The organism is Brevibacterium sp. CBA3109, from assembly GCF_040256645.1.
Lineage (GTDB): Bacteria > Actinomycetota > Actinomycetes > Actinomycetales > Brevibacteriaceae > Brevibacterium > Brevibacterium koreense.
In genome coordinates this window covers 3164930-3190748 of the sequence record NZ_CP158281.1, presented here as the reverse complement: position 1 = coordinate 3190748, position 25819 = coordinate 3164930, and the positions used below count along the sequence as shown (strand labels likewise).

Annotated in this window: 16 protein-coding genes and 2 tRNA genes; 12 read left to right on the top strand and 6 right to left on the bottom strand. The window is 63.2% G+C overall.

Translation table 11 applies throughout. The annotated features are described in order from the left end of the window. Nucleotides 1-49: 49 nt before the first annotated feature. Nucleotides 50-1336 carry a threonine ammonia-lyase IlvA gene (gene ilvA, locus AAFP32_RS14600; RefSeq protein WP_350269734.1) on the bottom strand — a complete coding sequence of 429 codons (1287 nt, stop codon included), beginning with the start codon at nt 1334-1336 and terminating at the stop codon, nt 50-52. Between the two features lie 204 nt (nt 1337-1540). Between ilvA and AAFP32_RS14595 the strand changes: the two genes are divergently transcribed. Then, the gene (locus AAFP32_RS14595) at nt 1541-3547 is read left to right on the top strand and encodes a maltokinase N-terminal cap-like domain-containing protein (RefSeq protein ID WP_350269733.1); all 2007 of its coding nucleotides are present in this window, start codon (nt 1541-1543) and stop codon (nt 3545-3547) included. Between the two features lie 102 nt (nt 3548-3649). Then, a tRNA-Ser gene (locus AAFP32_RS14590) sits at nt 3650-3740 on the top strand. A gap of 272 nt (nt 3741-4012) precedes the next feature. Here AAFP32_RS14590 and AAFP32_RS14585 read toward each other — a convergent pair. Then, nucleotides 4013-5386 carry an APC family permease gene (locus AAFP32_RS14585; protein WP_350269732.1) on the bottom strand — a complete coding sequence of 458 codons (1374 nt, stop codon included), beginning with the start codon at nt 5384-5386 and terminating at the stop codon, nt 4013-4015. 452 nt (nt 5387-5838) lie between these two features. Between AAFP32_RS14585 and AAFP32_RS14580 the strand changes: the two genes are divergently transcribed. Next, nucleotides 5839-6921 carry an MBL fold metallo-hydrolase gene (locus AAFP32_RS14580; RefSeq protein WP_350269731.1) on the top strand — a complete coding sequence of 361 codons (1083 nt, stop codon included), beginning with the start codon at nt 5839-5841 and terminating at the stop codon, nt 6919-6921. A gap of 34 nt (nt 6922-6955) precedes the next feature. Beyond that, nucleotides 6956-8098, top strand: a complete 1143-nt coding sequence (locus tag AAFP32_RS14575; RefSeq protein WP_350269730.1) for a C45 family peptidase — start codon at nt 6956-6958, stop codon at nt 8096-8098. 10 nt (nt 8099-8108) lie between these two features. Here AAFP32_RS14575 and AAFP32_RS14570 read toward each other — a convergent pair whose 3' ends face one another. Together AAFP32_RS14570 and AAFP32_RS14565 are read right to left on the bottom strand one after the other, a co-directional pair. Continuing rightward, nucleotides 8109-9134, bottom strand: coding sequence for a hypothetical protein (locus AAFP32_RS14570; protein WP_350269729.1), 1026 nt, complete (start codon nt 9132-9134; stop codon nt 8109-8111). Between the two features lie 67 nt (nt 9135-9201). Further along, nucleotides 9202-9906: a TetR/AcrR family transcriptional regulator gene (locus AAFP32_RS14565; protein WP_350269728.1), complete on the bottom strand. Its 705-nt coding sequence runs from the start codon at nt 9904-9906 to the stop codon at nt 9202-9204. A gap of 98 nt (nt 9907-10004) precedes the next feature. On the opposite strand from AAFP32_RS14565, the gene AAFP32_RS14560 reads away from it, so the two are divergent. Further along, the gene (locus AAFP32_RS14560) at nt 10005-12908 is read left to right on the top strand and encodes an MMPL family transporter (protein WP_350269727.1); all 2904 of its coding nucleotides are present in this window, start codon (nt 10005-10007) and stop codon (nt 12906-12908) included. Further along, nucleotides 12905-15313, top strand: coding sequence for a YhgE/Pip domain-containing protein (locus tag AAFP32_RS14555; protein WP_350269726.1), 2409 nt, complete (start codon nt 12905-12907; stop codon nt 15311-15313). Before AAFP32_RS14560 ends, AAFP32_RS14555 begins: the two co-directional genes overlap by 4 nt. 367 nt (nt 15314-15680) lie before the next feature. Here AAFP32_RS14555 and AAFP32_RS14550 read toward each other — a convergent pair whose 3' ends face one another. Beyond that, nucleotides 15681-17975 carry an FAD/NAD(P)-binding protein gene (locus AAFP32_RS14550; RefSeq protein WP_350269725.1) on the bottom strand — a complete coding sequence of 765 codons (2295 nt, stop codon included), beginning with the start codon at nt 17973-17975 and terminating at the stop codon, nt 15681-15683. Beyond that, nucleotides 17972-19819, bottom strand: coding sequence for an LCP family protein (locus AAFP32_RS14545; RefSeq protein ID WP_350269724.1), 1848 nt, complete (start codon nt 19817-19819; stop codon nt 17972-17974). The genes AAFP32_RS14550 and AAFP32_RS14545 overlap by 4 nt, the downstream gene beginning before the upstream one ends. A 726-nt stretch (nt 19820-20545) precedes the next feature. Between AAFP32_RS14545 and AAFP32_RS14540 the strand changes: the two genes are divergently transcribed. The 6 genes from AAFP32_RS14540 (at nt 20546) to AAFP32_RS14515 (ending at nt 25719) form a co-directional block, all read left to right on the top strand. Further along, nucleotides 20546-20634, top strand: a tRNA-Ser gene (locus AAFP32_RS14540). Between the two features lie 162 nt (nt 20635-20796). Next, on the top strand, nt 20797-21390 hold the full coding sequence (locus AAFP32_RS14535) for a short chain dehydrogenase (protein WP_350269723.1): 594 nt from the start codon (nt 20797-20799) through the stop codon (nt 21388-21390). Nucleotides 21391-21455: 65 nt separating this feature from the next. After that, entirely contained in the window at nt 21456-22202 is a 747-nt protein-coding gene (locus AAFP32_RS14530) for a GntR family transcriptional regulator (RefSeq protein ID WP_350271507.1), read from the top strand. 188 nt (nt 22203-22390) lie between these two features. Continuing rightward, entirely contained in the window at nt 22391-23641 is a 1251-nt protein-coding gene (locus AAFP32_RS14525; RefSeq protein WP_350269722.1) for an NAD(P)/FAD-dependent oxidoreductase, read from the top strand. A gap of 58 nt (nt 23642-23699) precedes the next feature. Beyond that, nucleotides 23700-24599, top strand: a complete 900-nt coding sequence (locus tag AAFP32_RS14520; protein ID WP_350269721.1) for a dihydrodipicolinate synthase family protein — start codon at nt 23700-23702, stop codon at nt 24597-24599. A 34-nt stretch (nt 24600-24633) separates the two neighbouring features. Then, the gene (locus tag AAFP32_RS14515; protein WP_350269720.1) at nt 24634-25719 is read left to right on the top strand and encodes a proline racemase family protein; all 1086 of its coding nucleotides are present in this window, start codon (nt 24634-24636) and stop codon (nt 25717-25719) included. The last annotated feature ends 100 nt before the right edge of the window (nt 25720-25819 follow it).

Below are 25819 nucleotides of genomic sequence, written 5' to 3'. Positions count from 1 at the left end.
AGGCCCTGAGACCAGGTTCAGAGACCAGGTTCGACTGGGACGGCTGGCCTCAGGCGAAGAGACGGAACATCGGTGAGTTCTGGTGCACGCGTTCGATCTCAATCTGTGAGGCGTCCATGCGTTCCAGCAGGTTCGGCAGATCCTCGGCATAGCCGAGTTCGATGCCGACGAAAGCAGGTCCGGTCTCACGGTCGGAGCGTTTGACGTACTCGAACATCGCGATGTCGTCTTCGGGGCCGAGGATCTCGTTGAGGAAGCGACGCAGAGCACCGGGCTCCTGCGGGAAGTCGACGATGAAGTAGTGCTTGAGGCCCTCGTGGACGAGGGAGCGTTCGAGGATCTCCGGGTAGCGGGAGATGTCATTGTTGCCGCCGGAGACCAGGCAGACGACGGTTGATCCCGGTTCGATGGTGATCGGCTTCCCGGTTCCCGGTGCCCCGATTGCCGCTGAGGCGATGGCCCCGGATGGCTCGGCGATGATGCCGTCGACCTGGTACATGTCGAGCATCTCCGTCGCGATTGCGCCTTCGGCAACGGGGCGGACATCGACATCGAGGTCGGAGACGATGTCGTAGGTCAGTGCGCCGGCGCGCTTGACCGCAGTGCCGTCGGCGAACGGGTCGATGTTCTCCAAGGTCACTGGGCGCCCGGCCTTGAGCGCTGCGATCATCGAGGCGGCACCCGCGGGTTCGGCGCCGATGATGGTGGTCGTGGGCAGGTGTTCGGCCGCGTAGGCCGCGACTCCGGAGATCACTCCGCCCCCGCCGACGGGCACGATGATGTAGTCGGGGTCGACCTCGAGTTGGGAGGCGATCTCCACGGCGACGGTTCCTTGGCCGGCGATGGTGCGCAGGTCATCGAATGCGGAGACGAGGAGAGCACCGTTGCGCTCGGCGTACCGGTGGGCCAGTGCCGATGCGTCGTCATAGGTGGAGCCGGAGATTTCGATCGTGACCCGGTCGCCGCCGAAATGGCGGACGCGTTCGATCTTCTGCCTCGGCGTGGTCTTGGGGACGAAGATGGTGCCTTGGATGCCGAGTTCCTTGCACGCGCGGGCGAAGCCCTGGGCGTGGTTGCCCGCCGAGGCGCACACGACTCCGCGGGCACGCTCGGTCTCGTCGAGCTGAAGCATGAAGTTGAAAGCACCGCGGATCTTGTACGACCGCACCATCTGCAGGTCCTCGCGCTTGAGGTAGACGGTGGAGCCGGTGGCGGCGGACAGCCGCTCCGAAATCTGCAGAGGAGACATGATCACGGAGTCGGCAATTCGCGTCGCGGCCGCCTCGACCTCGTTCGCGAGTGTTTGCTGCTGGGGTGACACGTCTTTTTTCAACACGACTCCATTGTGCTCCTACTGTCTTGGCCTTGTGCAACTCGTTCCGGGATAAGGACACCAGGCAGGCGGCCCACCGGCACTCCGCTGAGGCCTGGAAGACGCGGAATCCGGCGCGGAGTTGATGATTTCGGGTGCGCCCTGAACAGCGCGAAGGACGTAACATGATTGGATGGAAGATGCCCGTAATTCCTTCAAGGAGGCGACATGGCCATCAGCAGTGAGCTGGAGCAACTGTTAGCCGGCTGGATACCTCGGCAGTCGTGGTTTCCCAAGCTCGCCGCAGATTTCGGAACCGACCCCGATATCACCCCGATGTCAGTGGCTCGCGCCTTTGTCTACAAAGCCGAGGAGCTTGGTGGATTCGCCGGTCTCGTGACCGTGATCTCTGTCGGTGACGGAACGACTCTGCGTCGGCTCAACATTCCGCTCTCACTGCGCGGAGTCGAAGACATCCACCTGCGCAAGTCGCTGATCGGTCAGATCGACGACCTGGCGCTGGGGCACGTCTTCGTTTACGACGGCGCGGCAGACCCTGTGTTCGTCAATCTCATGGCTGACGCGATCACCAAGCGCAAGGTCTTCGACGGCGGGCAGCTGAGCACAGAATCGCTGCGCCACAGCCAGGAGAAGGCAGCATCACGGGACAAGCAGCCCGCACAGTCTTCAGTACCCGCACAGTCGGCTGCGCCTCAGTCCGCCGACGCCACCGCCGAGGTGGTCCCACCGAAGCCGTCGAAGGCTGCGCTGGTCACGGACTCCCGTGAAGAGCTGCCCATCGACATCCGCCCCATCGAGGTCGCCGATGCAGGCGCCCACAAATCGACGGTCATCATCCACGATGAGTACGAGCCGATGGAACTCAGCTTCTTCCGTGTACTGGAGAACGGGATGCCGTCATCGCTGACGATCCCGGTTCTGCTCACCGAGGCGGGCTCCCGCAGCGTCCCCGAAGTCATCGGTTGGGGCTCGGGCCGGTGGTATGACATGTTCGAAGTCACCGAGATGGAAGCTCCGATGGCGCTGCTGTCCCATGTGGACGTCGACGCCGAACCTGCTTGGCGCGAAGCCGTGGACATCGTGTGCGCCGTCGATTCGGGATCGATCGGTGCCTACAACGCTCAGGCCGCAGAGATGGGTCGGCGCATCGGCGAGCTCCACTCCGACATGGCCGCCGAATTCGGCATCGTCGAAGGCCGGGGAGAGCCGACGAAGCTCCTGGCCAAGAAGTGGATCGAGCGCATCGATTGGGCGCTGGGCCGTGCTCCGCTGGCCCTGGATTCCCTGGTGCCCGAGCTGCGTGCCCACCGTGCGAAGCTGCGGTCACTGGAGACGATCGGTGTGCTGCAGAAGATCCATGGTGAGCTGACTCTCGATCACGTGGTGAGCTCAGGGACCGAGGGATACTCGGTCGTGAAGTTCACGGACTCGACGAACTCGGATCCTAAACCGGTGGCACTGGACCTGGTGGCTTTGCTGCGCAGCGTCGACTACGCGGCCGGATTCGCCCGCCTGCAGCGGACCGGCGAGCTCGACTCCGAGGACGGCGGACTCGTCGTCAACGGCTTCGGCAACGACGCGTCTGCGCTGCGGACCATCTACGACTCCCCGGAATTCCTCTGGGCCTCGCAGGTGCAGAACTCGCTGCTCAGCGGGTACTCCCGCGCCCGTGGCGAAAGCCTGGGCCTCGGGGACCCCGTATTGCGCGCGGCCCTCATCGACAGGTTGCTCGTCGAGGTTGTCACCGAACTGCGCAATCGTCCGAACTGGCTCTCGGTTCCGCTCTCGACCCTGGCCCTGGTACTCAAGGGCAAGCCGGCTCGTTCCGGTGACACCCCCGCCGAGGCGGAGCTCAGTGTTCCTGCGACTGCCGCGGAAGCTTCGAGTGCAGACGCTGAATCTCACTCGCGCCCCGCGGCCCAGCGGGAGCGGAACGCGCAGTCGAGTGGTGCTGCCAGGCAGAGTAAGATTCGTCGCCCGAGCCCCGCTGAACTCTCAGAGACGGTCGATGAGGAGTTCGACGACGAAGAGGACGAGTTCGTCGTCTCGCCCGTGCCTGCTACGTTCGCTGCACGCGGTGCCACCGCGGAGGATTCGGATTCGACTGGTCGCCACGTCGTGGACGAGGGAAAGCACGAGAAGCCGCAGCCTGACGATTCCGAGAAGTCGCTCACCGATGAATCTGAGCAGGACAGCGGCTCAGAGAAGCATTGAAGTCAGGCCTTCGGGAATCGATTAGCACAAGACAATCGGTGTGTGAGAAACTGTTGTGGCTCAGCCTCGCGCTGAGCAGGCCGTGGTTCATGACGAACCCTTGGAAGCGTGTCCGAGCGGCCGAAGGAGATGGTCTTGAAAACCATTGAGCGGCAACCCCGCTCCGTGGGTTCGAATCCCACCGCTTCCGCCAAGTTAAAGTCCCCGTTCGCATCGTGAAAACGACAGCGAACGGGGACTTTTCTTCATCTCAGACGATTCCCATCACGCCTGCGAGCCTGTGGACCTGACCGTCCCCGGCCTTGAACACAACACGTTTCATCAGCCCGGGCTGCAGGCCGTCAATCTGGCGACAGGGATTGCGCAACCCGGTGATCACGAACCTGGCGGCCCCGATCGTCGGCTGTGCGAGCTTCCCGAATCTGCACGTCGAGTCAGATGGGCCGATCGTTTCGACCCGGGACCCTACTCAGTAGCGGCCTCCGGTTCGGACATCTCCGCATCGGCTTCGGGGTCATCGAAGCTGCGGACTGTGCGCTTGAAGCCACGGGTCAGCACGGCCAGATAGATGATCCCGATGGTCAGCCAGATCGCGCCGCCGATCAGTGCGGTCTCATGCAGACTCACCCACAGCACCCCGGTCAGTATTGCGCCGATCGCCGGCATCACCACGTAGTTGAACGCCGACTTGAAGTCGACGACCTGCCTGGTGCGGAAGGCGAAGTGCGCGATGACCGTGAGGTTGACGAAAGTGAAGGCGATGAGCGCTCCGAAGTTGATCAGCGCGGAGATGAATTCGAGGCTGAACGACATTGCCAGCAGGCACACCGCGCCGACCAGGATGATGTTGAACATCGGAGTATGCGTCTTCGGGTTGATGTAGCCGAAAGCCTTGCGTGGCAGCACGCCATTGCGCCCCATCACCAGCAGCATGCGAGAGACCGAAGCATGGGAGGCCAGGCCGGAGGCGATCGTCGCGGCGAAGGCCGCTGCGAGGAAGAAGCCCAAAAAGACGGGCCCCCCGGTGAGGAGGCCGATCTCCGGCAGAGGGTCATCAACGATGTTGAACTGCGAATTGTCGGGGAAGAGCTGCTGCGCGAAGTAGCTGGCAGTGAGGAAGATCAGGCCACCGGAGACCACCGTGAGCAGAATTGCCTTGGGCATGAGGTTCACATGTTTGGCCTCGTTGGTGTACATCGTCACGGCGTCGAAGCCGATGAAGGAGAAGCAGACCACGGTGGCGCCGGTCAGCAGCGCGGACATGTGCACACCCTCATGCATGAAGGGCTCGGGGCTGAAGACGATCCCGGAACCTTCCCCGTTGGTCAGATTGACGACGGCGATGACGCAGAAGAGAGCAACCATGACGATGGCGAAGATCAGCAGAACGGCGTTGAAGTTTGCAGTCCCGCGCATGGAGGTGGCGACGATGCCGGTCATGATCACGGTGTAGAGGACCACCCACACCCAGGGTGGGGCATCGGGGACGAGTGATTCCATATACAGCCGCGCGATGAGGCAGTTGACCATCGGCAGCAGCAGATAGTCCATGAGCGAGGTCCAGCCGACCAGGAACCCGAGTCCTGGGCTCATGGTTTCGCGAGTGTATGTGTAGGCCGAACCGGCGGTGGGGAAGACCTTGACCATTTTGCCGTAGCTGAAGGCCGTGAAGATCATGACGATGAGCGCGATGAGGTACGCGGCGGGTACTGCACCGTTGGTTTCTCCCGACACGATTCCGAACGTATCGAAGACCACCGTCGGCGTCATATATCCGAGACCGAGCCCGACGATGGACCACAGCCCGAGGTTGCGTTTCAGTGAGCCTGACGCAGCCATACCAATCCTCCTCAATGAGTCTTGCCGGATGTTCCAGCGATCGCACCCGACCGTGCATTCGCACAGGCGCAGAAGTGATCTGCGCCATAGATGCTATCCCTTCGGCAACCGAAAGCGCAATCAATCCCACGGATCGAAACGAAATTTCCCCCGACGGCGCGTTATCCGCAACGAATCCAGTAGCCTCTATTGCTGATTGCCGGCTGTGGTGCAACGCAGCAACCAGCAGCTCGCCGAGGTTGGCCGCTCACGCGCAGCACCTGTCCTTGCCTGTGGTGCCGGTCCCATCCCGCCGACCCCATCCCGCCTACCGAACGACCTTTCAGTAACAGCGAAAAGAGAGTAGGTTGATCAGCATTGGCAGTGTGGTCCCTCGGAGGCTTGGGGCCGCGATGGTCCGGTCCCAAGTGGACCCGGCCATGATGCTCGACGAAGAGAGGCAACGACGAACAATGGCGATCGAAACACTCAGTTCAGCGCAGTCGAAGGCGTGGAAAGACAGAGTTCTGCCCCCAGTGGAGAACGTGGCCTACGGTGTCTGGGCGATCCCCGTCCCGATCCCAAACAATCCACTCGTCTACACCTACTGCTACGGAATCGCAGACGGCTCGGGCCTGATCCTCATCGATCCCGGTTGGGACGGCAAGGACCAGTACGTGGCGCTCACCTCGGCGTTGGATTCTCTGGGGTTCACTGTCGCGAACGTGCACGGGATCGCCATCACCCACTACCACCGCGACCACATCGGGCTGGTTCCGGCGCTGCTGAACAAGAACCCTGAGATGTGGGTCGCCATGCACGGCGAAGATCTGCGTTCGATCAAACAGTTCTTCTCCAAGCGCGTGGACCTGGGCACCGGGATTGACCCGAGCATCAACATCGCTCGCGCCTACGGCGTTCCCGAAGACCGCTGGGCCGAGGTCGAGAGCCTCCAGGTCGGCAGCAAGAAGGACAAGGGCGGCGCCGGATCCAAGGATGATTTCGCGCTGCTGATGAACAGTATGCCCGACACCATCACCATCCTCGAGGACGGCTCCGATCTGCCCCTGGAGTCCGGGGCGCTGCGGGCAGTGTGGACTCCTGGTCACACCTACGGCCATTCGGTCTTCATCCGCGAGGAGGACCAGCTGCTGTTCTCAGGCGACCATGTGCTCCCGACGATCACGCCGAACATCGGGCTCGACAGCGGCGCCATCACGCACAGCCTCGGCGACTATCTGGGCTCTCTGGACAAAATCGGAAAGCTGGACGCGGAGGTGGCGGTCCTGCCAGCGCACGGGTTCCGGTTCCAGGGTCTCCACGACCGCCGACGTGAACTCATCGACCATCATCAGCAGCGTCTCCATGAGATCACCGAGCGCATGGACGCCACCGAGGATCACAGCGTCTACTCGATCGCGCAGGGCCTGCACTGGTCGCGCGGATTCGAATCTCTGCACAACTTCAACCTGTTCGCCGCACTGGCGGAGACAGCCGCCCACATGCACTACCTGGATGTCGACGTCGGAGTAGACTCGCTCGTCCCGCAGCTGTGAGGCGAACACGTCTACCTAAGAAGAGGAATCGTCCATGAGCACCGAATATGTTCCCGCCGCCGAGGTCAGGCCCGAGACCTTCACCGCCCGAGCCGCTGACCACGTCCAGCGGGGTGGCCAGCGCGGGCGTGAGCTGCGCACCGGCATCGAATCTGCGATTGCCGGCTATCGGCGCTACTTCGAATTCCTGTCCATCGCCGAGGCGGATGTTCGTGCCGCCGCAGGGTCGAGTCTGGCACGGCTCGAGGCGTGGTCCCCGGAAGCCGCCGAGGAGGTCGCGGCCGTGGCTGAGGGCGCGAAGGTTCCCATCGGCGAACTGATGGAGGTCATCGCCCGTACGGAGATCATGAGTCTGGCACCAGCCTCGGCGACGGAGTGCTCGACCGTGAGCTTCACCCGTCCGGGAGGCTCACTTGCGGCGCAGAACTGGGATTGGGCCGCCGACTTCTCGACGCTGTGGCACATCAATGATGTGGGAGCTGTGCCTGGCCAGCTGCATCACGTGGGCATCGCCGAATATGGGATGCTCGGCAAGATCGGACTCAACGAGGCCGGCGTCGGCGTTCTGCTCAACATCCTCAAACATGAGGGCGACGAGGTCGGGGGAGTGCCCATCCACATGATCCTCGAACGGGTCCTGTCGACTGCGACGACCCTGGACGAGGCGCTCGAGGTCATCCACTCGGCACCGACTACGTCCTCGTCGATCATCACGGTGGTCACCGCCGACGAGGTGGTCCAGGTCGAGATCGCCAATGCCCAGAAGCGCGAGCTTCGAGCCGGAGATTCGAACTCATCACCGGGTGCCGAATCCGGTTCAGGATTCCTGCTGCACACGAACCACTTCCTTCACCCCGACCTCGTACCCGGGAGCCTTGAGCTCAACGCGACGTCGACCTCGCAGGCACGCCACGCTCACCTTCAGCGACGCCTGGAGGACTACTCCAACCGAGCCGGAGCATCCGGTGGTCCCGAGTCGACGGCCGATCTCATCGACATTCTGACCACAGGGCCAGGCGAGGCGCCGGTGTCCTGTGCTCCGGAGCCCGATGCGGCGTACGGGGATCGCTCAGCGACTCTGGTCACCGTGCAGATCGACTCGAAGCGCAAGCTGATCGACCTGGCACCCGGCTCACCCGCCGATGGGATGCACGGCAACCGCCGCTACCAGCTCTGAGCGGTCACCATCAGCTCTGGTCAGCTTCGACGCCGTCCGCAGCGTCGACGCCGTCCGCCCCGTTCGCAGCCTCTTCGCTTGCGGCCTCTTCTTCACGCATAGAGATGATCGTGTCGAGGCCCGAAGCGATCGAGTCCGAATCTTCGAGCGCCGTCTGGGCCAGTCGCCACGGGACCATATCGAGGTTCTGATCACCGACGCGGAAGCGGATGAAGGGCTGCCTGCTGCGAGGGTCGTCGGCCTCGAGGCTCGCACCGTAGCGCCACTGCCCGAAACCGATCCGCCGGATGGTCTCGCCGATGAAGCGCATCGCTCCGGCGACGAATGGGGTCTCCTCCTCGCTCATCATCTCATCGCGTGAGTCGTAGCGGGCCTTGAGCTGCTTGCCCAGCCGGGCGAGGCTCTCGCGCCCGTACTCCCACGAGGAGGGATCGGCCTGCTCCTGGGTCCAGGCGGCGATGCCCGGTTCCACGGTGCCGATGAAGCGGGACAGGAACTCGACCTCTTCCTCACTGGAGTTCTCAGCGGTGAGCATCCCCATCGCCAGACCGGTGCAGTTGCGCCTCGGCTCTCCATCACCGCCGAGGTTCTCGCGGGCCTTGGTCAGCACAGCCGTGAAGACCTCGGCGGTGCGGGCATCGACCGCGGCGAGGATGATGGCCAGGATGGGGATGGGCTCGCCCTTCAGCGGCCCCTCTTCGGTGTCCGGACGGATGAACGGCATCCCGTTTCCGGTCTCCTCATCGTGGTCCCAGGCGCCGCCGATCGCGCGGAGATAGGTCTCGCCGAGGTAGCGGATGAGGCCTTCGACGAATCTGCGGTTCTCCGGGTCGATCACTTCGTCGGGGGAAGAGAAGCGGGAGAGGACGAAGAGTTCGAGCATCGGCAGGGACTTGGGGCCGAAGTCCTTGGGGAACTTCACCGTGGCCCCGTCTTCCTTGTCGAAGGTCTCGGGCAGGTCGGCGAGGACGAAGGCACCGAGGCGGACATCCATGTTGTTGATGAAGGCGTAATATTCGCGCTGTAGTTCATTCACGCCAACTACCTTAGTGCCTGAGAGCTGGGTCGTGGGTGCCCGGAACGGTCTTCGCCGGACAGTGCATCTAGGGCTTGGGTGTGAACTCGAGCAGCCGACCGAGGACGCGCAGGATCTGGGTCGAGTCGATCTCGACGACCTCATGGAGCTTCTTCCCCGCAGCTGCTCGCAGTGATGCTTGCGAATGGACGGCGGTGAGAGCTTCGATGAGGTCTGTGAGGGGAATCGTTGAGACGGCTTCCGCAAAGCCGATGGCGTTTTCGATCAGCGATTGGATCCGCTGGACTTGGAATGAGTTCAGCTCCGCGTACCTGGGGTAGAGCCCGGGTGTGCGCAGACAGTACAGCTCGATCTCATGCTCGGCGATCACCTCGGCGGCGGTGACTCTCTTCTGACTGAAGGTGTCCTCGACGAACTCCATGATGAAGTCCTCGATGTTCTCTGGCCCACTGTGGTTGAGCCGATCGCGCCACCGTTCGACGGTGGCGTCGAGCATGTCGAGGTCGTGCGAGGTGCGCTGTTCGATCGTGGCCAGGACCAGGTCATCACGGCTGGAGAAGTTCGAGTAGAACGCTCCACGGGTGAATCCGGCGGCCTCGCAGATCTCCTCGATCGAGGCCCCATCGATTCCCTTGACGGCGAAGACGGACACGCCCGCCTCCACCAGTGTGGACCGGGTCTGCCTTCTGCGGGCGCTGAGATTGTCTGTGTTCATCGGCATTTCGTCGTTGTGGCGGTGGCGCATCGGTTCGGCCTGGGCCTGAGCATCCAATGAGAATCTTCCAGAAACTCCTGATGCATTTGCGCTGAGGGCGTTGAGTCAACAACAATACAGTGCTGTATCCAATACACTTTTGTATCGAGGTCTTCGTGTCAACATTCTTGTACGCCCTGGGTCGTCGTGCCTACCGCGCTCCCATCCGAGTCATCGCTCTGTGGCTGGTGATCTTCGGGCTCGTCGGTGCCGGTGTCGCGGCCTTCGCCAAGGACTTCGACGATGACTTCACCCTTCCGGGGTCCGAAGCCCAGGTCGCACTCGACTCGATGCGTGCAACCTTCCCCGAAGCCTCGGGCGTCGCCGCTTCGGTCATCGTCGTCGCCGCCGACGGTGATTCGGTCGAGGCCCCGACATACAAGGACGAGATCGAGAAGGAAGTCGATCGACTCGAAGATCTCCCGCACGTTGACGCAGTGACCTCGCCGTTCGACGACACGGTCAAGGGCGCAGTCAGCGACGACGAATCCGCCGCCATGATCTCCGTCCAATACGACGGCACCCAGCAGGAGGTCGGCGAGGCCGCTCCCGACCAGCTCCTGAACGAACTGGATCCGCTTCGTGACGCCCTGCCCGAGGGTTCCCAGGTCGAAGGCGGAGGCGAACTCTTCCAGATCACCGGTGTGGCGATCTCCTGGGTCGAAGGCATCGGCGTTGTCATCGCGTTCATCGTTCTGCTGCTCACGCTGGGATCCTTCCGCGCCGCGGGCATGCCCCTGATCACGGCGCTCATCGGAGTCGGCATCTCCGTTCTCCTGGTCGTGGGATCCACGGCCTTCGGCGCGGTCAACTCCTCCTCGATCATGTTGGCGCTGATGTTGGGCCTGGCGGTCGGCATCGACTATGCCCTGTTCATCGTCTCTCGAGCCCGGGCACTTCTGGCCGAGGGGCATGACCCGCTCGAGGCCACCGGACGGGCGGTGGCCACTGCCGGCTCGGCCGTCGTCTTCGCGGGCATGACCGTGATGATCGCGCTGCTCGGACTGTCCCTGGCTGGAATCCCATTCCTCACCGTGATGGGCATCGGCGCCTCCGGCTCGGTCGTCATCGCTGTGCTGATCTCCCTGACGATGGTTCCCGCGCTGCTGGGACTGGTCAAGGACAAGATCACACCCAAGCCCACGAAACGCTACCGCCGGGCGTTGGCCACGGCCCAGAAGAAAGCCGACGCGCGCGTGGACTCCACTGCCGAGGTGGGGCCCGGCATCGCGGCTACCGTGTCCCGGGAATCGATCGTTGCTGAGGCTCACGCCGAGGCCGGCGAACCGTATCCGCAGACGATCATGAATAGATTCTTCGCGGGTTGGCTGCGAGTGGTGACGAAGATTCCGCTGCTGACGATTGTCATCATCGTGGGCGGACTCGCACTGTTCGCGATCCCCGCCTCCAATCTCCAGCTCTCTCTGCCCACTGCCGGAAGCCAGGAGGAGGGCACTCCCGCCCGGACCACCTACGACCTCATCGATGAGCATTTCGGCCCCGGTTTCAACGGGCCGCTGGTCATGACCAGCGAGATCGTGACCTCCGATGATCCCCTCGACGATGTCGAGAAGATCAAGAACGAGATCGAAGACGTCGAGGGCGTCGACCAGGTCATCCTCGCCACCCCGAACCGGGACGCGACCACGGCCCTGTTCCAGATCATTCCGACCACGAGCTCTGAGGATCCGGCGACTCTCGACACCGTCGACCGGCTCCGGGACCTGAGCGCGGACATCGAGGACGAGGACGGTTTCGACACCGCGGTCACCGGTGCCACCGCGATCCAGATCGACGTCTCCGACCAGCTCGGCAAGGCGCTGGTCCCCTTCGGCATCTTCGTCGTCGGCTTCTCGATCATCCTGCTCATGATGGTCTTCCGCTCGATCGCGGTCCCGATCAAGGCCACCGGCGGCTTCCTCCTGTCCGTTTTCGCCTCCTTCGGCACTGTGGTCCTCGTCTTCCACGACGGACTCTTCGCCGGTCCGCTGGGCATCGATTCGACGGGGCCGGTCATCAGCTTCCTGCCGATCATCCTCATGGGCATCCTGTTCGGATTGGCCATGGACTACGAGGTCTTCCTCGTCTCCGGAATGCGCGAGGCCTATGTCCACGGGGCGAGTGCACGGGATGCGATCAAGGCCGGCTTCGCCTCCTCTGCTCGGGTCGTCTCTGCCGCAGCGATCATCATGTTCTCCGTCTTCGCAGCCTTCGTTCCCGCGGGCGAGCCGATCATCAAGTCCATTGCCCTCGCCCTGGCCTCGGGCATCTTCGTCGATGCCTTCCTGGTGCGCATGTCCTTGGTGCCTGCCATCATGCAGATGCTCGGCGACAAGGCCTGGTGGCTGCCGAAGTGGCTCGACCGCATTCTGCCCAGGCTCGATGTCGAAGGAGAGGGCCTGGCCCACGAGGTGGCTCTGCGGGACTGGCCGGAACCGAATTCCGAGTACCGGGTCTACGGCCGCGGCATCGCAGTCAGCTCGGGCCGGCGCGGATTCTCCCAGGTCGATGTCTCGCTTCTGCCGGGCCAGATCCTCGTCGCCAGCGGCCAAGCCCGCAAGGTACTTCTGCTTGCCCTCTCCGGTCGCGTCGGGCTGACCTCCGGTGAGATGAAGATCGGAGACATGGTCCTGCCCGAACATGCGGGAAGGGTCCGTCGTCGTGTTCCGTACTTCGACCTCGCTGCGACCGGGCCGGGGAAGATGCCAGGGGCACGTGAAGTCTCACAGCTGCGCACCTCGGCGCCGGATCTGCTCATCATCAGCGAAGCAGGTGCACTGGCCGGTGAGAGCGGCCGAGCCGTACGCGATCTCCTGTTCGATCTGCAGGCCGAGGGCACGGCAATCGTACTGGGACTGCCCGACGGTGACGTCACCGGGGTTCTGTCCCCGAATACGAACTATTTCCATCTCGACCTCGATGAGGCCAAGCCCGAGACCGAGCGTGGAACCGACAATGACAACGGCGGCGTGCAAGCCCACGCAGCCGGTCGCAGCGAAATGGAAGGCGTGAAGTCGTGAGACTCGAACGTGCGAACTCGAAACGGCCCGTGACCTGGCTGTCCCTTTTCGGCCTGGTGCTCATCCCGATCATCGTGGCCGCCGGATTCATCATGGCCACGTGGAACAGCACCGACCGCCTCGACACAATCGAGGCCGCGATCGTCAACAATGATGACGGCGCCGAGGTTGATGGTGAGACCGTGCCGATCGGCCGGCAGCTCACCAGTGGGCTTGTGGGCGAAGAGGACAACAATATCCATTGGGTCATCACCGATGAAGAAGATGCCGAGAACGGCATGTCCGACGGGTCCTACGCCGCGACCTTGACGATCCCCGAGGGCTTCTCCCGGGCTGTGACCTCGGTCAGCGACGCCAAGTCCGCGACTCAGACGCAGCTCGACGTCGACGTCTCCGGTGTCGCTCCGGCCGCCGACACCCAGATCGCGCAGTCAGTGGCTGGGGTGGCACGGACGACCTTCAACACGAAGATGACCGAGACCTATCTCGACAACATCTATGTCGGCTTCAACGAGATCGGCGACCAGATGAAGGACCTCGGGGACGCCGCCGGCGAACTCGACGACGGAGCCGAGGGCTTGGCAGAGGGCACGAAGAAGTCCGCCAGCGGTGCGGGCGAACTCTCCGATGGTATGGAGAAGCTCGACACGTCCGGAGCCGAGCTCAACAAGGGCGCCGGAGACCTGTCCCAGGGCGCCGGCGAACTGTCGAAGGGCACCTCGGAGCTCTCGGGCGGACTGCAGGAGCTGAAGAAGTCGACCGCGGATCTGCCCGACAGCACGCAGAAGCTGGCCGACGGTGCCGGAGAGCTCTCCGGGGGAGTCGACGAGTACACGAAGTCGATCGATCAGATCATCAAGGGCTTCGCCGATTCCGGTGACTCCGGCTCCGGCGAGGGCGGAATCGACGAGCTCGTCAAGGGCGGCAAGGACCTCGATAAGGGCGCCCAGGGCGTTTCCGAGGGTGCCGAGGGCCTGTCCTCGGGGCTCGGCCAGTATCGAGACGGTCTTCAGAAGGGCGCCGACCAGGCTGATCAGCTCGCCAAGAGTGGAACCGTGACCGGCCTGGATGACCTCGTGTCGGCAGGCCTGATGTCCAAGGACCAAGCCGAGCAGGCGAGGGCCGGACTCTGCCAGCCGGGCACACCCGATGCAGTCTGTCAGGGCATGGAGCAGGCCTACGCTCAGGGGCTGCTCAATGGCACCTCGGGGGGACTGAACAGCGCCGTCGACGGCCTGGAGCAGAAGCAGGACGGGCAGTCACTGCTCGGAGGTGCGGACAAGCTGGCCGACGGTGCCGGTGAACTCAGCGACGGCATGAGCAAGTTCGTCAAGGGCCTCGAAGACGGCCTCGGCGAACTCACCAAGGGCATGGAGGACATCTCGAAGAACGCCCCGAAGCTGCTCGAAGCCTCGAAGGGTCTGCGTGAAGGTGCCTCCGGTGTCGCCGAAGGCAACCAGAAACTCGCCGACGGAATGCCAGAGCTCAGCGACGGCATCGCCCAGGTAGCCGATGGTTCGAGCGAACTCGACGACGGCGCAGGACAGCTCTCCGACGGACTCGGCGACTTCGCGACCGGCCTCGACAAATACACCACCGGTGTCTCCACCGCTGCCACCGGCACCTCTGATCTCGCGGCCGGGCTGGACACCCTGGCCGAGGGCACAGACAAGTATTCGGAGGGAGTCGGGAAGTTCGCCGACGGTGTGAAGAAGGGCGCGGACCAAGTTCCCTCGTATTCGGCTCCGGAGCGCGACAAGCTCTCCACCGTCGCCTCGGCGAACATCAAGGCGCCGAGCTCAGACTCGACGAGCGATGTGCTGCAGGGTTCGACACTCGCGCTGCTCATCATGCTCGCCCTGTGGGTCGGTGGGCTCGTCACCTACACGGTGCTCAAGCCGATCCCGGCCTCGACCCTGCTGTCGACGAAGTCCTCGGTGGCGGTCTGGCTGCGCGGTCTGGTGCCGGGCGTGATCGTGGGACTGCTGCAGGCGCTGGTGCTGTCGATCCTGGCAGTGAGCGTGTTGGACATCGATGCCGTCCAAGGCTTCGACATCGCCGTCCTGACGTTCGTCTCCGCACTGGTGTTCATGGTGCTCAACTTCGCCTTGGTGGCGTGGTTCGGCGGCGTGGGCAGGTTCCTGTCGGTGATCGCTGTGGTCCTCGCAGTCGCCGGGCGGACGATCGGCGCGGTGCCGCAGTTCTTCGACTTCCTCGCTCCGATCCTCCCGTTGACGCCCGCGATGAATGGCTTCTCCGCGATCACCGCCGGGACCACCGGGGTGGGGGCTGCCTATGGTGGCCTGCTGGCCTGGGCGATCATCGGAGTTGTGATGTCATTGCTCGCGATCGTGCGTGCCCGCACCACGAAGCCCGAAGCCGCTCTCCAGATGGCCGACGCATAGGTGGGCGCGTGGGTGGGCGCGTAGGAGCCCCCGCAGCTTTGAGGGCGCCCACCGCTGACTAGTGGTGGGGCCTCTGGGAGGCGTCATGAGGATTGTTCGGAGAAGCAGCTCGATCGAAGTTTCAGAGCTCACGTTTAAAGTAGAGCTCTGAAACTTCGATCGAGCTGTTTGCAACCAACTCAATCTGACTCAGAGCGCTCAGCCTGCCTCCGAGCGCTCAGTCGCGCCTCGCAGCTCGAGCCGCCTCGCGCTGCTCAGACCCGCGCCACACAGCTCGACCCGCCTCGCGCTGCTCAGACCCGCGCCGCCCTGCTCAGCTACGAGCCTCGCTCGGCGCCCCTCAGAGCATGTGCCGCGTGGGCGTGTCTCAGATGAGGTCGAGAATCGCTGTTGCTGCGGCGTGGGAGTCATTCAGTGTTGCTGCGTTCGTATTGGGATTTGCTGCGATCGCCAATCCCCACTGGACGGAGGAGAGCTGAATGGACAGCGCGAAACGGCGAGGGTGAACGGCGCCTTCGACATCGATCGTGCGGTAGGGACGCGGCGTGAGCGCCAGTCCGTTGAGGAACTTCTCACGACCGTCGTCCAAGGTCAGACGTGCGGGTGTGAGCTGACCACGTTCGACCATCCCGTGTATCAGCACATCGGCGGCCCGGGACACGGCGTTCGTCGGTGAAGCAGCATCTATGACGACGCTTCCCGTGATGCCGCCCGTGACCTGCGCCGAGGTGACCGTGAAGATCTGCGGCAACGGATCCCCGACCGCATACGCAGTGCCGTTGGCTGTCGGTGCTCCGCCCCTACCTGCTTGTGCGCCGCCCGTACCTGCCTGTGGCGCGACATCGGGATTAGCCTCAATGCGCATGTCCGGGCCGATGAATTCGACGAGGCCGGCTTCGGCCAGAGCGAGAAGTTCAGCAATGCGCTGAGGGGGAGGACCGTCGCAGATGCCGGAGACGAAGCTTTCGAACCAACCACAGATCTCCATATCGATGCTGACCCGGTCGATATGGCCGGCCACGATGAGCTCTTTGAGCAGCAGCCGAGACTGCCAGAGTACGGTGAACAGCGACTTCTCGGCGCTGCCTTCGGTGCCGGCTAGAGAATCGTGGAGGTCGGTGCGGAGGAAGTCGAGCATCCACTCGTGCAGGGAATTCGCCTCCCTGGGCCCTCGGCTGCCGAACTGTCGTCCCTCAAGAGGGTTGAGCAGCTCGTGCAGCGACATGCGGTGAGCGGGGTCGGGGACGAGGCTCTCCTCGATCTCCGACCACGCGAAGGCCTCACGGGTGACACGGCCCTGACGCGCAGCCTCGGCGGCTTCGTGCTGCCTCGACCCGGCAGCGTCTGTGTCCCCAGCGTGCGCTTCAGCGGACTCGCGTGACTCCGGGTGGGTCTCTTGCCAGGTGCGTCTGGTCAGGTGTCGGGACACTGCCTCGGCGATGGCCTCACGCAGCTGACCGGGGTCACCGGCGAACGCTTCGGGACGGATCCGGGACAGGGTGCTGTAGTAGGCGAGGCGAAGATCGGCCAGGATGAGCGGCCATAGCTGGTCGTTGAAACGTGCTCCCGCCTTGCGGTCGCTGTCGAGGTCGTCGAGGTCATCGAGGCCAGCCAGGAGCGCGATGTTCTCCCGCGTGAAGTAGCGCAGGGGCCAGGGTGAGCGCGGGTGGGCCGGGCAGATGGGCTTGCTGCGGTAGGGGACGCCGCGGCGTGAGCCGAGCAGCAGGCGAGGTTCCTCACCGCTGCGCACGTAGCGGAGTTCGCCCGCAATGTCGGGGTCTGGGTCGAAGCGGCCCCCACGTTCGTGGGTGAACAATGTCTGCAGGTCGAAGTAGTTCAGTCCCATGCCACGGACGATGACCCGGTTACCGGGTGCCACCTCGGCGACGGGAGCTTCCGCAGGCAGACCTTGTGGGAGGTAGCGTCCGCCGGTGCGCTGTGCGAAGGCCGCGAGTCGGGCACGTTCCTCGGTCTGCGCGCTGGGGATGTGGCCGACGGCGAGGACGACGGCGGAGGCGATGACGGCGGTTCCGTCCTCGCAGCGGACCAGCTGCGGCGGCACGGTTTCGGGATCTGTGGACGTGTGGCCCAGAGGTTCGACCGGCGGGAGATCGACGACCGATTCGACTGTCGTCGGGTGCTCGACGATCTTGACGAAGTCGGGTGCCGTGTCGCGGATGCGAGCATAGGCGTCGCGCAGATAGCGGCCGTAGAGAGTCCGGCTGGGGAACGTCGCATCGACGGGAGCTGTTCCGCCCTCATCGCGATACCACTGAGCCATATCGGGGCCGAAACGATCGGCCGTGTCGTCGGAGGAGACGCGCGGTGCGTCGAGAGAGGCGAAGGAACAGCTGGAGTCGGGGAAGATCGTCTGCTCGGCGATCGTCGTGTTCATCAGCAGGGTCTCGGGCTGATCCGTACGCCACACGATCCCTGCACCTGGCGGGTAGGGATCGATGAGATGGACGACGATAGTGGGCGGGGTGTCTGCGCCTAGGAACCGTTCGGCAGAGAGAGCGACGAGTCTCTCGAGGACCGAGAGCCCGCGGGGTCCGGCGCCGATGATCGCGACCGAGTGTGCCTGCGCGTCAAGAAGGTCCGAGGCGGGAACGTTCGTCTCAGCTGAGCTCCTGGTTCCCGAATGTGGTGAGGAAGTCGTCACTTTTCATCTCCGGCTCCCGGGCCTGGATAGCCGGGGAAGTCGTCGCCGGGCTTGAACCCCTTCGGGTAGCACTTGCCCTGGGCATTGGGCTCACCTGGCTGGGTTTCCTCGGCGCCGTCCTGGCTGCCTTCGCCGGCAGGCGCCTCCGTGGAAGCTTCGTCCTGGGGCTGGTCCTTGGCGGACTCGTCCTTCTTGTCCGTGCCTGCAGTGTTGGTGGGTTTGGGAGTCTCTTCACCCTTCGACGCGCCCTTGACCTCGCCGAGGATCCACTTGTGGAGGAGGTCGAAGTCGGGGTTGTAGGTGGGGGTGACATCATTGTTGATCTGCACCGTCGTGACATCGCCCTTCTGCATGGCGATCGCGAGTTCGATGAAGGCCGGGACCTCGTTCTGCGGAATCGAGGTGGCGATGTTCTGGGTCGCCGAGTTCGCGAGTTTGGGGTACGCCGTGGCGAGTTCGCGTGGGTTGATCTGATCGAGGGTGGTCTTGATCATGCGCTGCTGACGGCACATGCGATCGTAGTTGTCACTGCCTTCACGCGACCGCACGTACCAGAGAGCGTCCTTGCCCTTCAGCGTCTGCGGGCCCGGATCGACCCAGCCGTAGACCTCGTTGGCGACTCCGGACATGGACTTGCCGCCACCCATGGGGATGGGACGTTCGACGTCGATCTTCACGCCGCCGATGGCATCGACGACGTCTTCGAATCCGGCCATATCGACCGCCGCCCAGTAGTCGAGGTTGAGGCCGAGTGAGCCCTCAACTGCCTGCATCGTGGCGAACATGCCCGGTTCCAGGCCGTGCGTGTCGCCGATGTTGTCTTTGTTCTCCTCGCCCCACTGCCAGACGGAGTTGATGAGGTCGACCGACGATTGGCCCGTGGGCCGGAATCCGTCGGGCCAGGTCTTCGCCAATTCGCTGCCTTCGGGGAAGATCGGGAACGCGAGGTTGCGCGGCACAGAGATCAGTGCGGTATTGCCCGTCTTCGTGTCGATCGAGGCGACGAGCATGGTGTCGGGACGTGTGCCCTCACGGTCGTCACCGTTGTCGCGACCGATGAGGAAGACGTTGATGTAGGGTTTGTCGGCCCAGAGGTCTTCGGCGCTCTTGGCATCTCCTGTGCTGTCGCCGAACAGGTTCGAGACCGTATCGCCCTGGACTCGGGCGTAGACAGACCCGACGCCGAAGGGAATGCCGATGATGAGTGCGAGAGAGACGACGAGCACGCCGGCCATCTTGTTCTGCCACGGGGCATAACGGTGTCCTCTGCGCAGCCCGAAGTGGGAGATCACGATCGCGAGGATCCAGATCACGCCGATGATGGCGAGGGCGATCGCGAGGAAGGTCAGCAGCGTCGGACTTGAGACGACTGTGCCGAATGCGCGAACGGGCCCCTTGATGAGGACGTAGAGGAGGGCGATGACGAAGGTGAGGACGAATCCGCTGAGCAGGATGATGCCCAGTGGCCGGAATCGTGTGCGCAGCAGCCCGATGCCAGGGATCAGGGTACTCAGTGAGGTCCAGCCGACGAGGCCGGGGAAGGTTTCTCCGACGCGCGAGGAATGGCGACGTGCGCGCGAGCTTTCCGCCATGTCTGCAGCTTCGTCGGCTCGGCGGTCTCTGCGCCTCGGTGCTGCGCTCTCTTCGTCAGCGGTTCCATCCGCTGATTCCCTCGCCGAGGCGGGGCCGCGGTTGCGTGTATCGGTGGGCTGGGCAGCGTTGTCGGGGGTTGATTCTGGTGTGGCGGCGGTCTGTTCCGGTGTGCTGGCGTTGTGTTCCTGGTCCTCGGCGGCCGATGCCACACCTGCGGCGGAGGCTCCGCTGGCTCCTGCGGCTCGAAGCATCCGTGCTTCGCGGCGAGTGCGTGGTGCTACTGGACGAGGTGTCGGTGCCTTCGACTGACTGTTCGAGGAACTCGGCTGCTGTGAGGAGGGACGACTCGCATCGGCGGGGTCGTGCGATTTGGCTGGATTCTGAGACTGCGCGGGTGGGTTCTGAGACGGGGGAGAGGCCTGTTGCGACTTCGACTGCGAGTTCGACGATGGACGAAGTGAAGTCGACTTATCCTCACTGGCTGTGGCATCGCCGCGGAATCGAGGACGAGAAGAAGCGCGGAGACGGTGACCAGCCGGGCGAGAATCGGGGTCGTTCCCATTCGGCCCTTGCTTGTCAGGGGGAATCTCTGGCAAGTTCTTAACTCCTCGTAGGTGACATCTTGTGCAGTGTGCGTTGCTCACGATGCTGGCCTTCGGCTCGCATCATGATCGATGCCAGCGCAGGGCGCACCTCCGCAGCATCGTTTCCAGACCAGTCAGAGAGCAGACCGCAGAGCACTTCAGAACGATTTTACGCCCGTAGATTGATGAATGCTGGAACTCGCGTGTATGCGGGCAGGGGATCCTGGTCGCCATCCCCATTTATCCAGCGATCCGACTCTAACCGGTTTATGATCAAGGCCACACTTTGTGTGCGCGCTTTGCTCTTCGCCGTTGGTTTCGCATAGGCTGTTCCCCGTAGTGCGAACTGCAGATTCGAGACTCTCTTCGCTGAGAGGTATTGAGTCAATATTTGGAGTCGTGGCTGAGCGGCCGAAAGCGTCACCCTGCTAAGGTGAAGTCCCTTGAACTGGGGACCGAGGGTTCAAATCCCTCCGACTCCGCGTTGTGAATGACCCCCGTCGGGCCAGTGAAACACTGGGCTGGCGGGGGTTTTTCGTCTGCTGGCACTGAATCCCTGGTGTGATTGCTCGCGATCCTCTATGCTCTGGATTGTCAGTCAATCCTGAGTCGTCTGACTATTGCATCTACGAGGAGTCAGTGTCATGAAGATCTTGCTGGTCGGAGGCGCGGGGCACGTCGGAGGGGTTGCTCGAGTCGAGTTGGAAGCCCGAGGGCACGAGGTCGTTGCCGCTTCACGGTCGACTGAACCCGGAGTCGACACCTCGGATCCCGAATCGATCGCCGCACTGCTGGCGGCGGTCGGGTCAGTTGATGCCATCGTCGTTGCGGTGGGGTCCGCAGCGTTCAAGCCACTGACGGAGCTCACGCGTGAGGACTACGCTGAGGCCTTCACCTCGAAGACTCTGGGGCAGGTCGAATTCGTCACGCAGGGCCTCGACTATCTCAATGACGGTGGTTCGATCACGGTAACCACAGGAGTGCTCAGCCGAGAACCTGTGCCGACTGCAGCGGCCGCGGCACTGGCCAATGGTGCCGTCGAATCATTCGTCATCTCCGCCGCGCCCGAACTTCCGCGCGGAATCCGGATCAATGCGGTCAGTCCAAATGTGCTGGCGAACTCTCCTCACTTCCACGACGCATTCGCGGGAATGGTGCCGGTCACCGACGAACAGGTTGCAGCAGCCTTCGTGCGCTCCGTGGAAGGAAACGTCACCGGCAGGGTCATTGCCGTGTGACCCAGCCCGGTCGCCTGACTGAGCTCAGCAATCCGTATCGAGGAGGAGGCGCCGGAGTGGACTCAATGGGACCAGAGGAAGACGATATCGGACGCACACCGGCACGCACGTCCATGTCTCGTACCTCGCAGAATTCGTCCGCGAGCACGGTGGCGCCTCCCGCGTCCAACACGGAGCGCCGGCAGCGCGTCGTCGATGAGATCAAAAGGCGGATCGTCCTCGGCGAGATCCGACCGGGTCAGCGCATCATCGAAGCAGAAATCACCTCTTCTCTCGACGTCAGTCGCCCGACTGCTCGGGAGGCACTCAATCAGATGGCGAGAGACGGTTTTCTGATTCAGGAGGCCTACCGTGGCCTTCGCGTAGCCGATATTCAGTCCGATTCTCTGCTGGAGATCGCTCGTGTCCGGGTCGCTCTCGACACCGAGGCGATCAGCGAGATCCTTGCTGACACGACCGGTTCGCGGATGGGCGTGCTGGAAGACGCGTGGCGGGTCTTCGAGAAAGCGACCGCAGAATCGGACCCGCTTGCCCTGCATGAGGCGCACGTGCGATTTCACCGCGGGATCTGGGAAGCTGCGGACAATTATCTGCTCATGCGCATCTGGCCGGTGATGGAGGCGCAGATGACTATCGTCCTGGCCTATGACCAATTCACACGCACGAATCCCGCGCGGGCTCATGCCATCCATGCCGCACTGATGCGCGCGATTCGCACGGGTGATTCTGCGCAGATCCGGACAGCACTGGATGTCCACACTATGGATAGTGCTCAAGAGCTCGCGCTGCTGACTCCTGGATCGGCTGACTGACCGGTCCCGAGGCGTCAATCGGAGTGTCAGTCGATCCGGCGTGGAGGCCGTTGAAAAACTCTGTGCGAAAGAGCATTGACGCGGTCACATCGAGTGCGTAGCGTGAACCTAACAGGGATTGTCATACAATCCTTTCGGCGTGAAGCTGTGACCAGTGTGGGTCGCGGTCGGCACTGAGGGAGACCTGCATGAAGGTAGTCGTTGTCGGTGGTGGAGTGGTGGGACTGTCGAGCGCCTATGAACTGGCGTCCGCCGGCTGTGAGGTTACGCTTCTCGAATCAGGAAGGTGCGGCGCCGGCGCATCCCATGGCAATGCGGCGAAAGTGGCCCTGGCTGAGAGTACTCCGGTTCCCGGGCCGGGTGTCTTGCTGCAGGGCATCAGATGGATGCTCAGACCCGACAGCCCCCTGTCGATCAAACCGTCTTTGGCGCCCGGATACTTGAAGTTTCTGCTCCGCATGGCCCTGCACTGCAACGCCCAGGACTTTGCAGCCGGACTCGACGTGCACCTGCGGCTGGGAGAAGACGCGAATGCGCTCTTCGATGATTATCAGCGTCAGGGCATCGATTTCGAGATGCATGCTCGTGGGGTTCTCCTGGCATTTGAGACCACCGCTCGATTCGAAGAGCACAGTCAGACCCTGACCGCGTTCGCTTCGGCCGGTCACGCCGCAGAGGAGCTCCACGGCGATGACCTGCTGGAATCGGAACCAGCACTGAGCGACCGAATTCGCCACGGGATCTACTTTCCCGCTGATCGACAGATCGAACCCGACTCTCTGACCCGCGGACTGCTGGCGAAGTTGGGAGACCTCGGTGTGAGAGTGCGTGAGGGAGTGGCTGTGCGCAGCTTCGTGCACAGCGGTGACACTGTCACAGCGATCGTCACCACCGACGCAGAGGTCATCGCGACCGATGCCGTCGTCGTCGCCGCCGGTGTACCGACCGGTGCGCTCCTGGCTGAGCTCGGCGCCAGACTGCCCATCTATTCGGGCAAGGGATACAGCATCGACTACGCTCCGGCGCCGATAGAGCTGAGAACCTCACTGACTCTCGAAGACACCAGGGTCGCAGTCACCCCACTCAACGGCATGCTTCGTCTGGCGGGGACGATGGAGTTCGGCAGCAGAGATGACGAGGTCAACGACATTCGCGTCGAAGCTATCCGGAAAGCGGCCCGCCAATCATTCCGCGACTGGGGCGATGAACCGCCCGGCGAGCGGACTCCGTGGGCAGGCTCGCGACCCATGACACCGGACGGGCTCCCCGTGATCGGCAGTCTGGGGACAGCGAAGAACGCCTACGTGAATTCCGGCCACTCGATGTTGGGGCTGACCCTGGCGCCCGCCTCGGCGAAGGTGCTCACCGACATCATGCTTGACCGGAAATCCAATCTCAGTCCCGACCTCCTCGCGCGGATATCACCACAGCGATTCTGATCGACTCCCACTCTTCGTCCAACGCTGAACGACAGACACCAGTTGAAAGGCCACAATCATGTCACTCACCTTCACCGGCATCTATGCCGCTTGCATCACCCCGTTCAGTCCTGATGGCGGCGAGATCGATATCGCCGGCATCGGGACTCAGGTCGAGCATATGATCGCAAACGGCGTCCACGGATTGGTTCCAGGCGGCTCGACCGGAGAGTTCACCGCCCTCACAGTCGCGGAACGCAAGGCCTGCAACCGGGCCTACATTCAAGCCGCGGAAAAACGTGTGCCCGTGGTCGCGGGAACCGGGGCACTCTCAACAGCAGAGACCATTGAGCTGAGCCGCGATGCTGAGGAAGCAGGTGCCGATGCTCTGATGATCGTTCCTCCCTTCTACGACACTCCGTCATTCGAAGAGATCATCGCCCACTACCGGGCAGTCTCGGAAGTCGTTGACATCCCGATCATGTTCTACAACATCCCGGACGCCACCGGACTTGAGGTCAGTGCTGAACAGTTCGGGCGTCTCGGCCGAGAAGGAGGAGTCGGAAGCTACAAAGACACCAGCGGCGATTTCTCCAAGTTCACTTCCGTCTACCTCGACCATTCCGACGATATTCGGGCCATCAATGGCTGTGACACGTTGACCTTCGCCGCGCTCGCACTCGGAACCAATGCCGGAGTGTGGGGAGCGGCCAGCTTCATTCCCCGCCTGTGCGTCGATCTGTACAACGCGCTGGCTGCCGATTCCGACATGCCGCGGGCACGGGATCTGTGGGAGAAGATTCACCCGATATGTGTATTCCTGGAATCACATAGCTATGCCTGCGGCGTGAAGACCGGGGTTGAACTTGTCGGAATGCCAGCGGGCCCGACTCGCGGGCCGATTCTCCCTCTGGCTGCAGAGCACCGCGAGGAGCTTCAACGCCTCCTCAACGCAGCCGGCCTCGAAACCGTCGCCTGATCGCCTGTCGCCGGTCGAACGAGGTATCGACACAATGACCAACAGGCAGCTTATCCAAACGGTAGACGTTCACGCGGCGGGCGAACCGGGCCGAGTCCTCATGGGCTCTGGTCTGCGAGTCAAGGGGGCGACCATGGTCGAACGTCTCCGCTACTGCCAAGACCACCTCGACGACCTGCGCACTCTGATCCTGCAGGAACCTCGCGGGTACCCCGGGCTCTGCTCACCGCTCATCGTTCCGGCTGCAGATCCCAGTTGTGACTTCGGCATGATCGTCATGGAACAGGGCGGATATCGTCCGATGTCGGGTTCGAATCTCATCTGTGCGGTGACTGCGCTCATCGAAACGGGTGCGATCGATGTCAGCGAACCAGTCACCACTCTGCGCGTCGACACAGCAGTCGGAATCGTCACGGTGCGTGCAAAGGTGGAAGAGGGACGGGCCACAATGGTCACCTTCGACAACGTTCCGGCTTTCGTCCACGGCCTCGATCTGCCTTTAGACGTTCCCGGCTACGGAACGATTCCCGTCGACATCGTCTTCGGGGGACAGTTCTACGTCCAGACCACGGCCGAACACCTCGGCGTCGACCTCGAGCCGGCGAATGCGAAGGAGATCATCCGGGCCGCAGCGGTGATGAGGAAGGCCGCCGACGATGCATTCCACGTCGTCCACCCGCTCATCCCGGAGGTCGACTCGATAGCTCTGCCGATGATCCACGGGCCAGCACGAACCGAGGGCACGCACGGCCGCAATGCCGTGGTCCTGCCCAACGGTGAGGTCGACCTCGATGATCCGAGCACCTGGTCAGGCACTCTCGACCGGTCGCCGTGCGGGACCGGGACCAGTGGCCGCGTGGCCGCGATGTTCGCCAGGGGAGAGCTGGCGGTCGGGGACGAGTTCGTCCACGAATCGATGATGGGTACCACCTTCACCGCCGAGGTGAAGGAGGTGGCATCCGTGGGCGACTTTCCGGCCGTCATCCCAACGATCAGCGGCCGCGGGTGGATCACCGGGTTCCACCAGCTTGTCCTCGAATGCGACGATCCGTTCCCTGTCGGCTATACCGTCGGCGACATCTGGGGGCTGGGAATGGGCCGAATGACGGCCGGGGAGTGACCCGAGCGCCGGGAACTCCGACTGCAGAGCTACCGAGCACAGAAGTACCGGACAGCGATCGTTCGACCGCAATGGAGCAGAGCATGGAACTCAACGGTCA

Bases quoted from the DNA above. Each gene is read 5' to 3' on its own strand.
- AAFP32_RS14595 (WP_350269733.1), top strand. From the start codon at position 1,541: ATGGCCATCAGCAGTGAGCTGGAGCAACTGTTAGCCGGCTGGATACCT.
- AAFP32_RS14585 (WP_350269732.1), bottom strand. From the start codon at position 5,386: ATGGCTGCGTCAGGCTCACTGAAACGCAACCTCGGGCTGTGGTCCATC.
- AAFP32_RS14580 (WP_350269731.1), top strand. From the start codon at position 5,839: ATGGCGATCGAAACACTCAGTTCAGCGCAGTCGAAGGCGTGGAAAGAC.
- AAFP32_RS14575 (WP_350269730.1), top strand. From the start codon at position 6,956: ATGAGCACCGAATATGTTCCCGCCGCCGAGGTCAGGCCCGAGACCTTC.
- AAFP32_RS14545 (WP_350269724.1), bottom strand. From the start codon at position 19,819: ATGCTTCGAGCCGCAGGAGCCAGCGGAGCCTCCGCCGCAGGTGTGGCA.
- AAFP32_RS14535 (WP_350269723.1), top strand. From the start codon at position 20,797: ATGAAGATCTTGCTGGTCGGAGGCGCGGGGCACGTCGGAGGGGTTGCT.
- AAFP32_RS14530 (WP_350271507.1), top strand. From the start codon at position 21,456: ATGGGACCAGAGGAAGACGATATCGGACGCACACCGGCACGCACGTCC.
- AAFP32_RS14525 (WP_350269722.1), top strand. From the start codon at position 22,391: ATGAAGGTAGTCGTTGTCGGTGGTGGAGTGGTGGGACTGTCGAGCGCC.
- AAFP32_RS14520 (WP_350269721.1), top strand. From the start codon at position 23,700: ATGTCACTCACCTTCACCGGCATCTATGCCGCTTGCATCACCCCGTTC.
- AAFP32_RS14515 (WP_350269720.1), top strand. From the start codon at position 24,634: ATGACCAACAGGCAGCTTATCCAAACGGTAGACGTTCACGCGGCGGGC.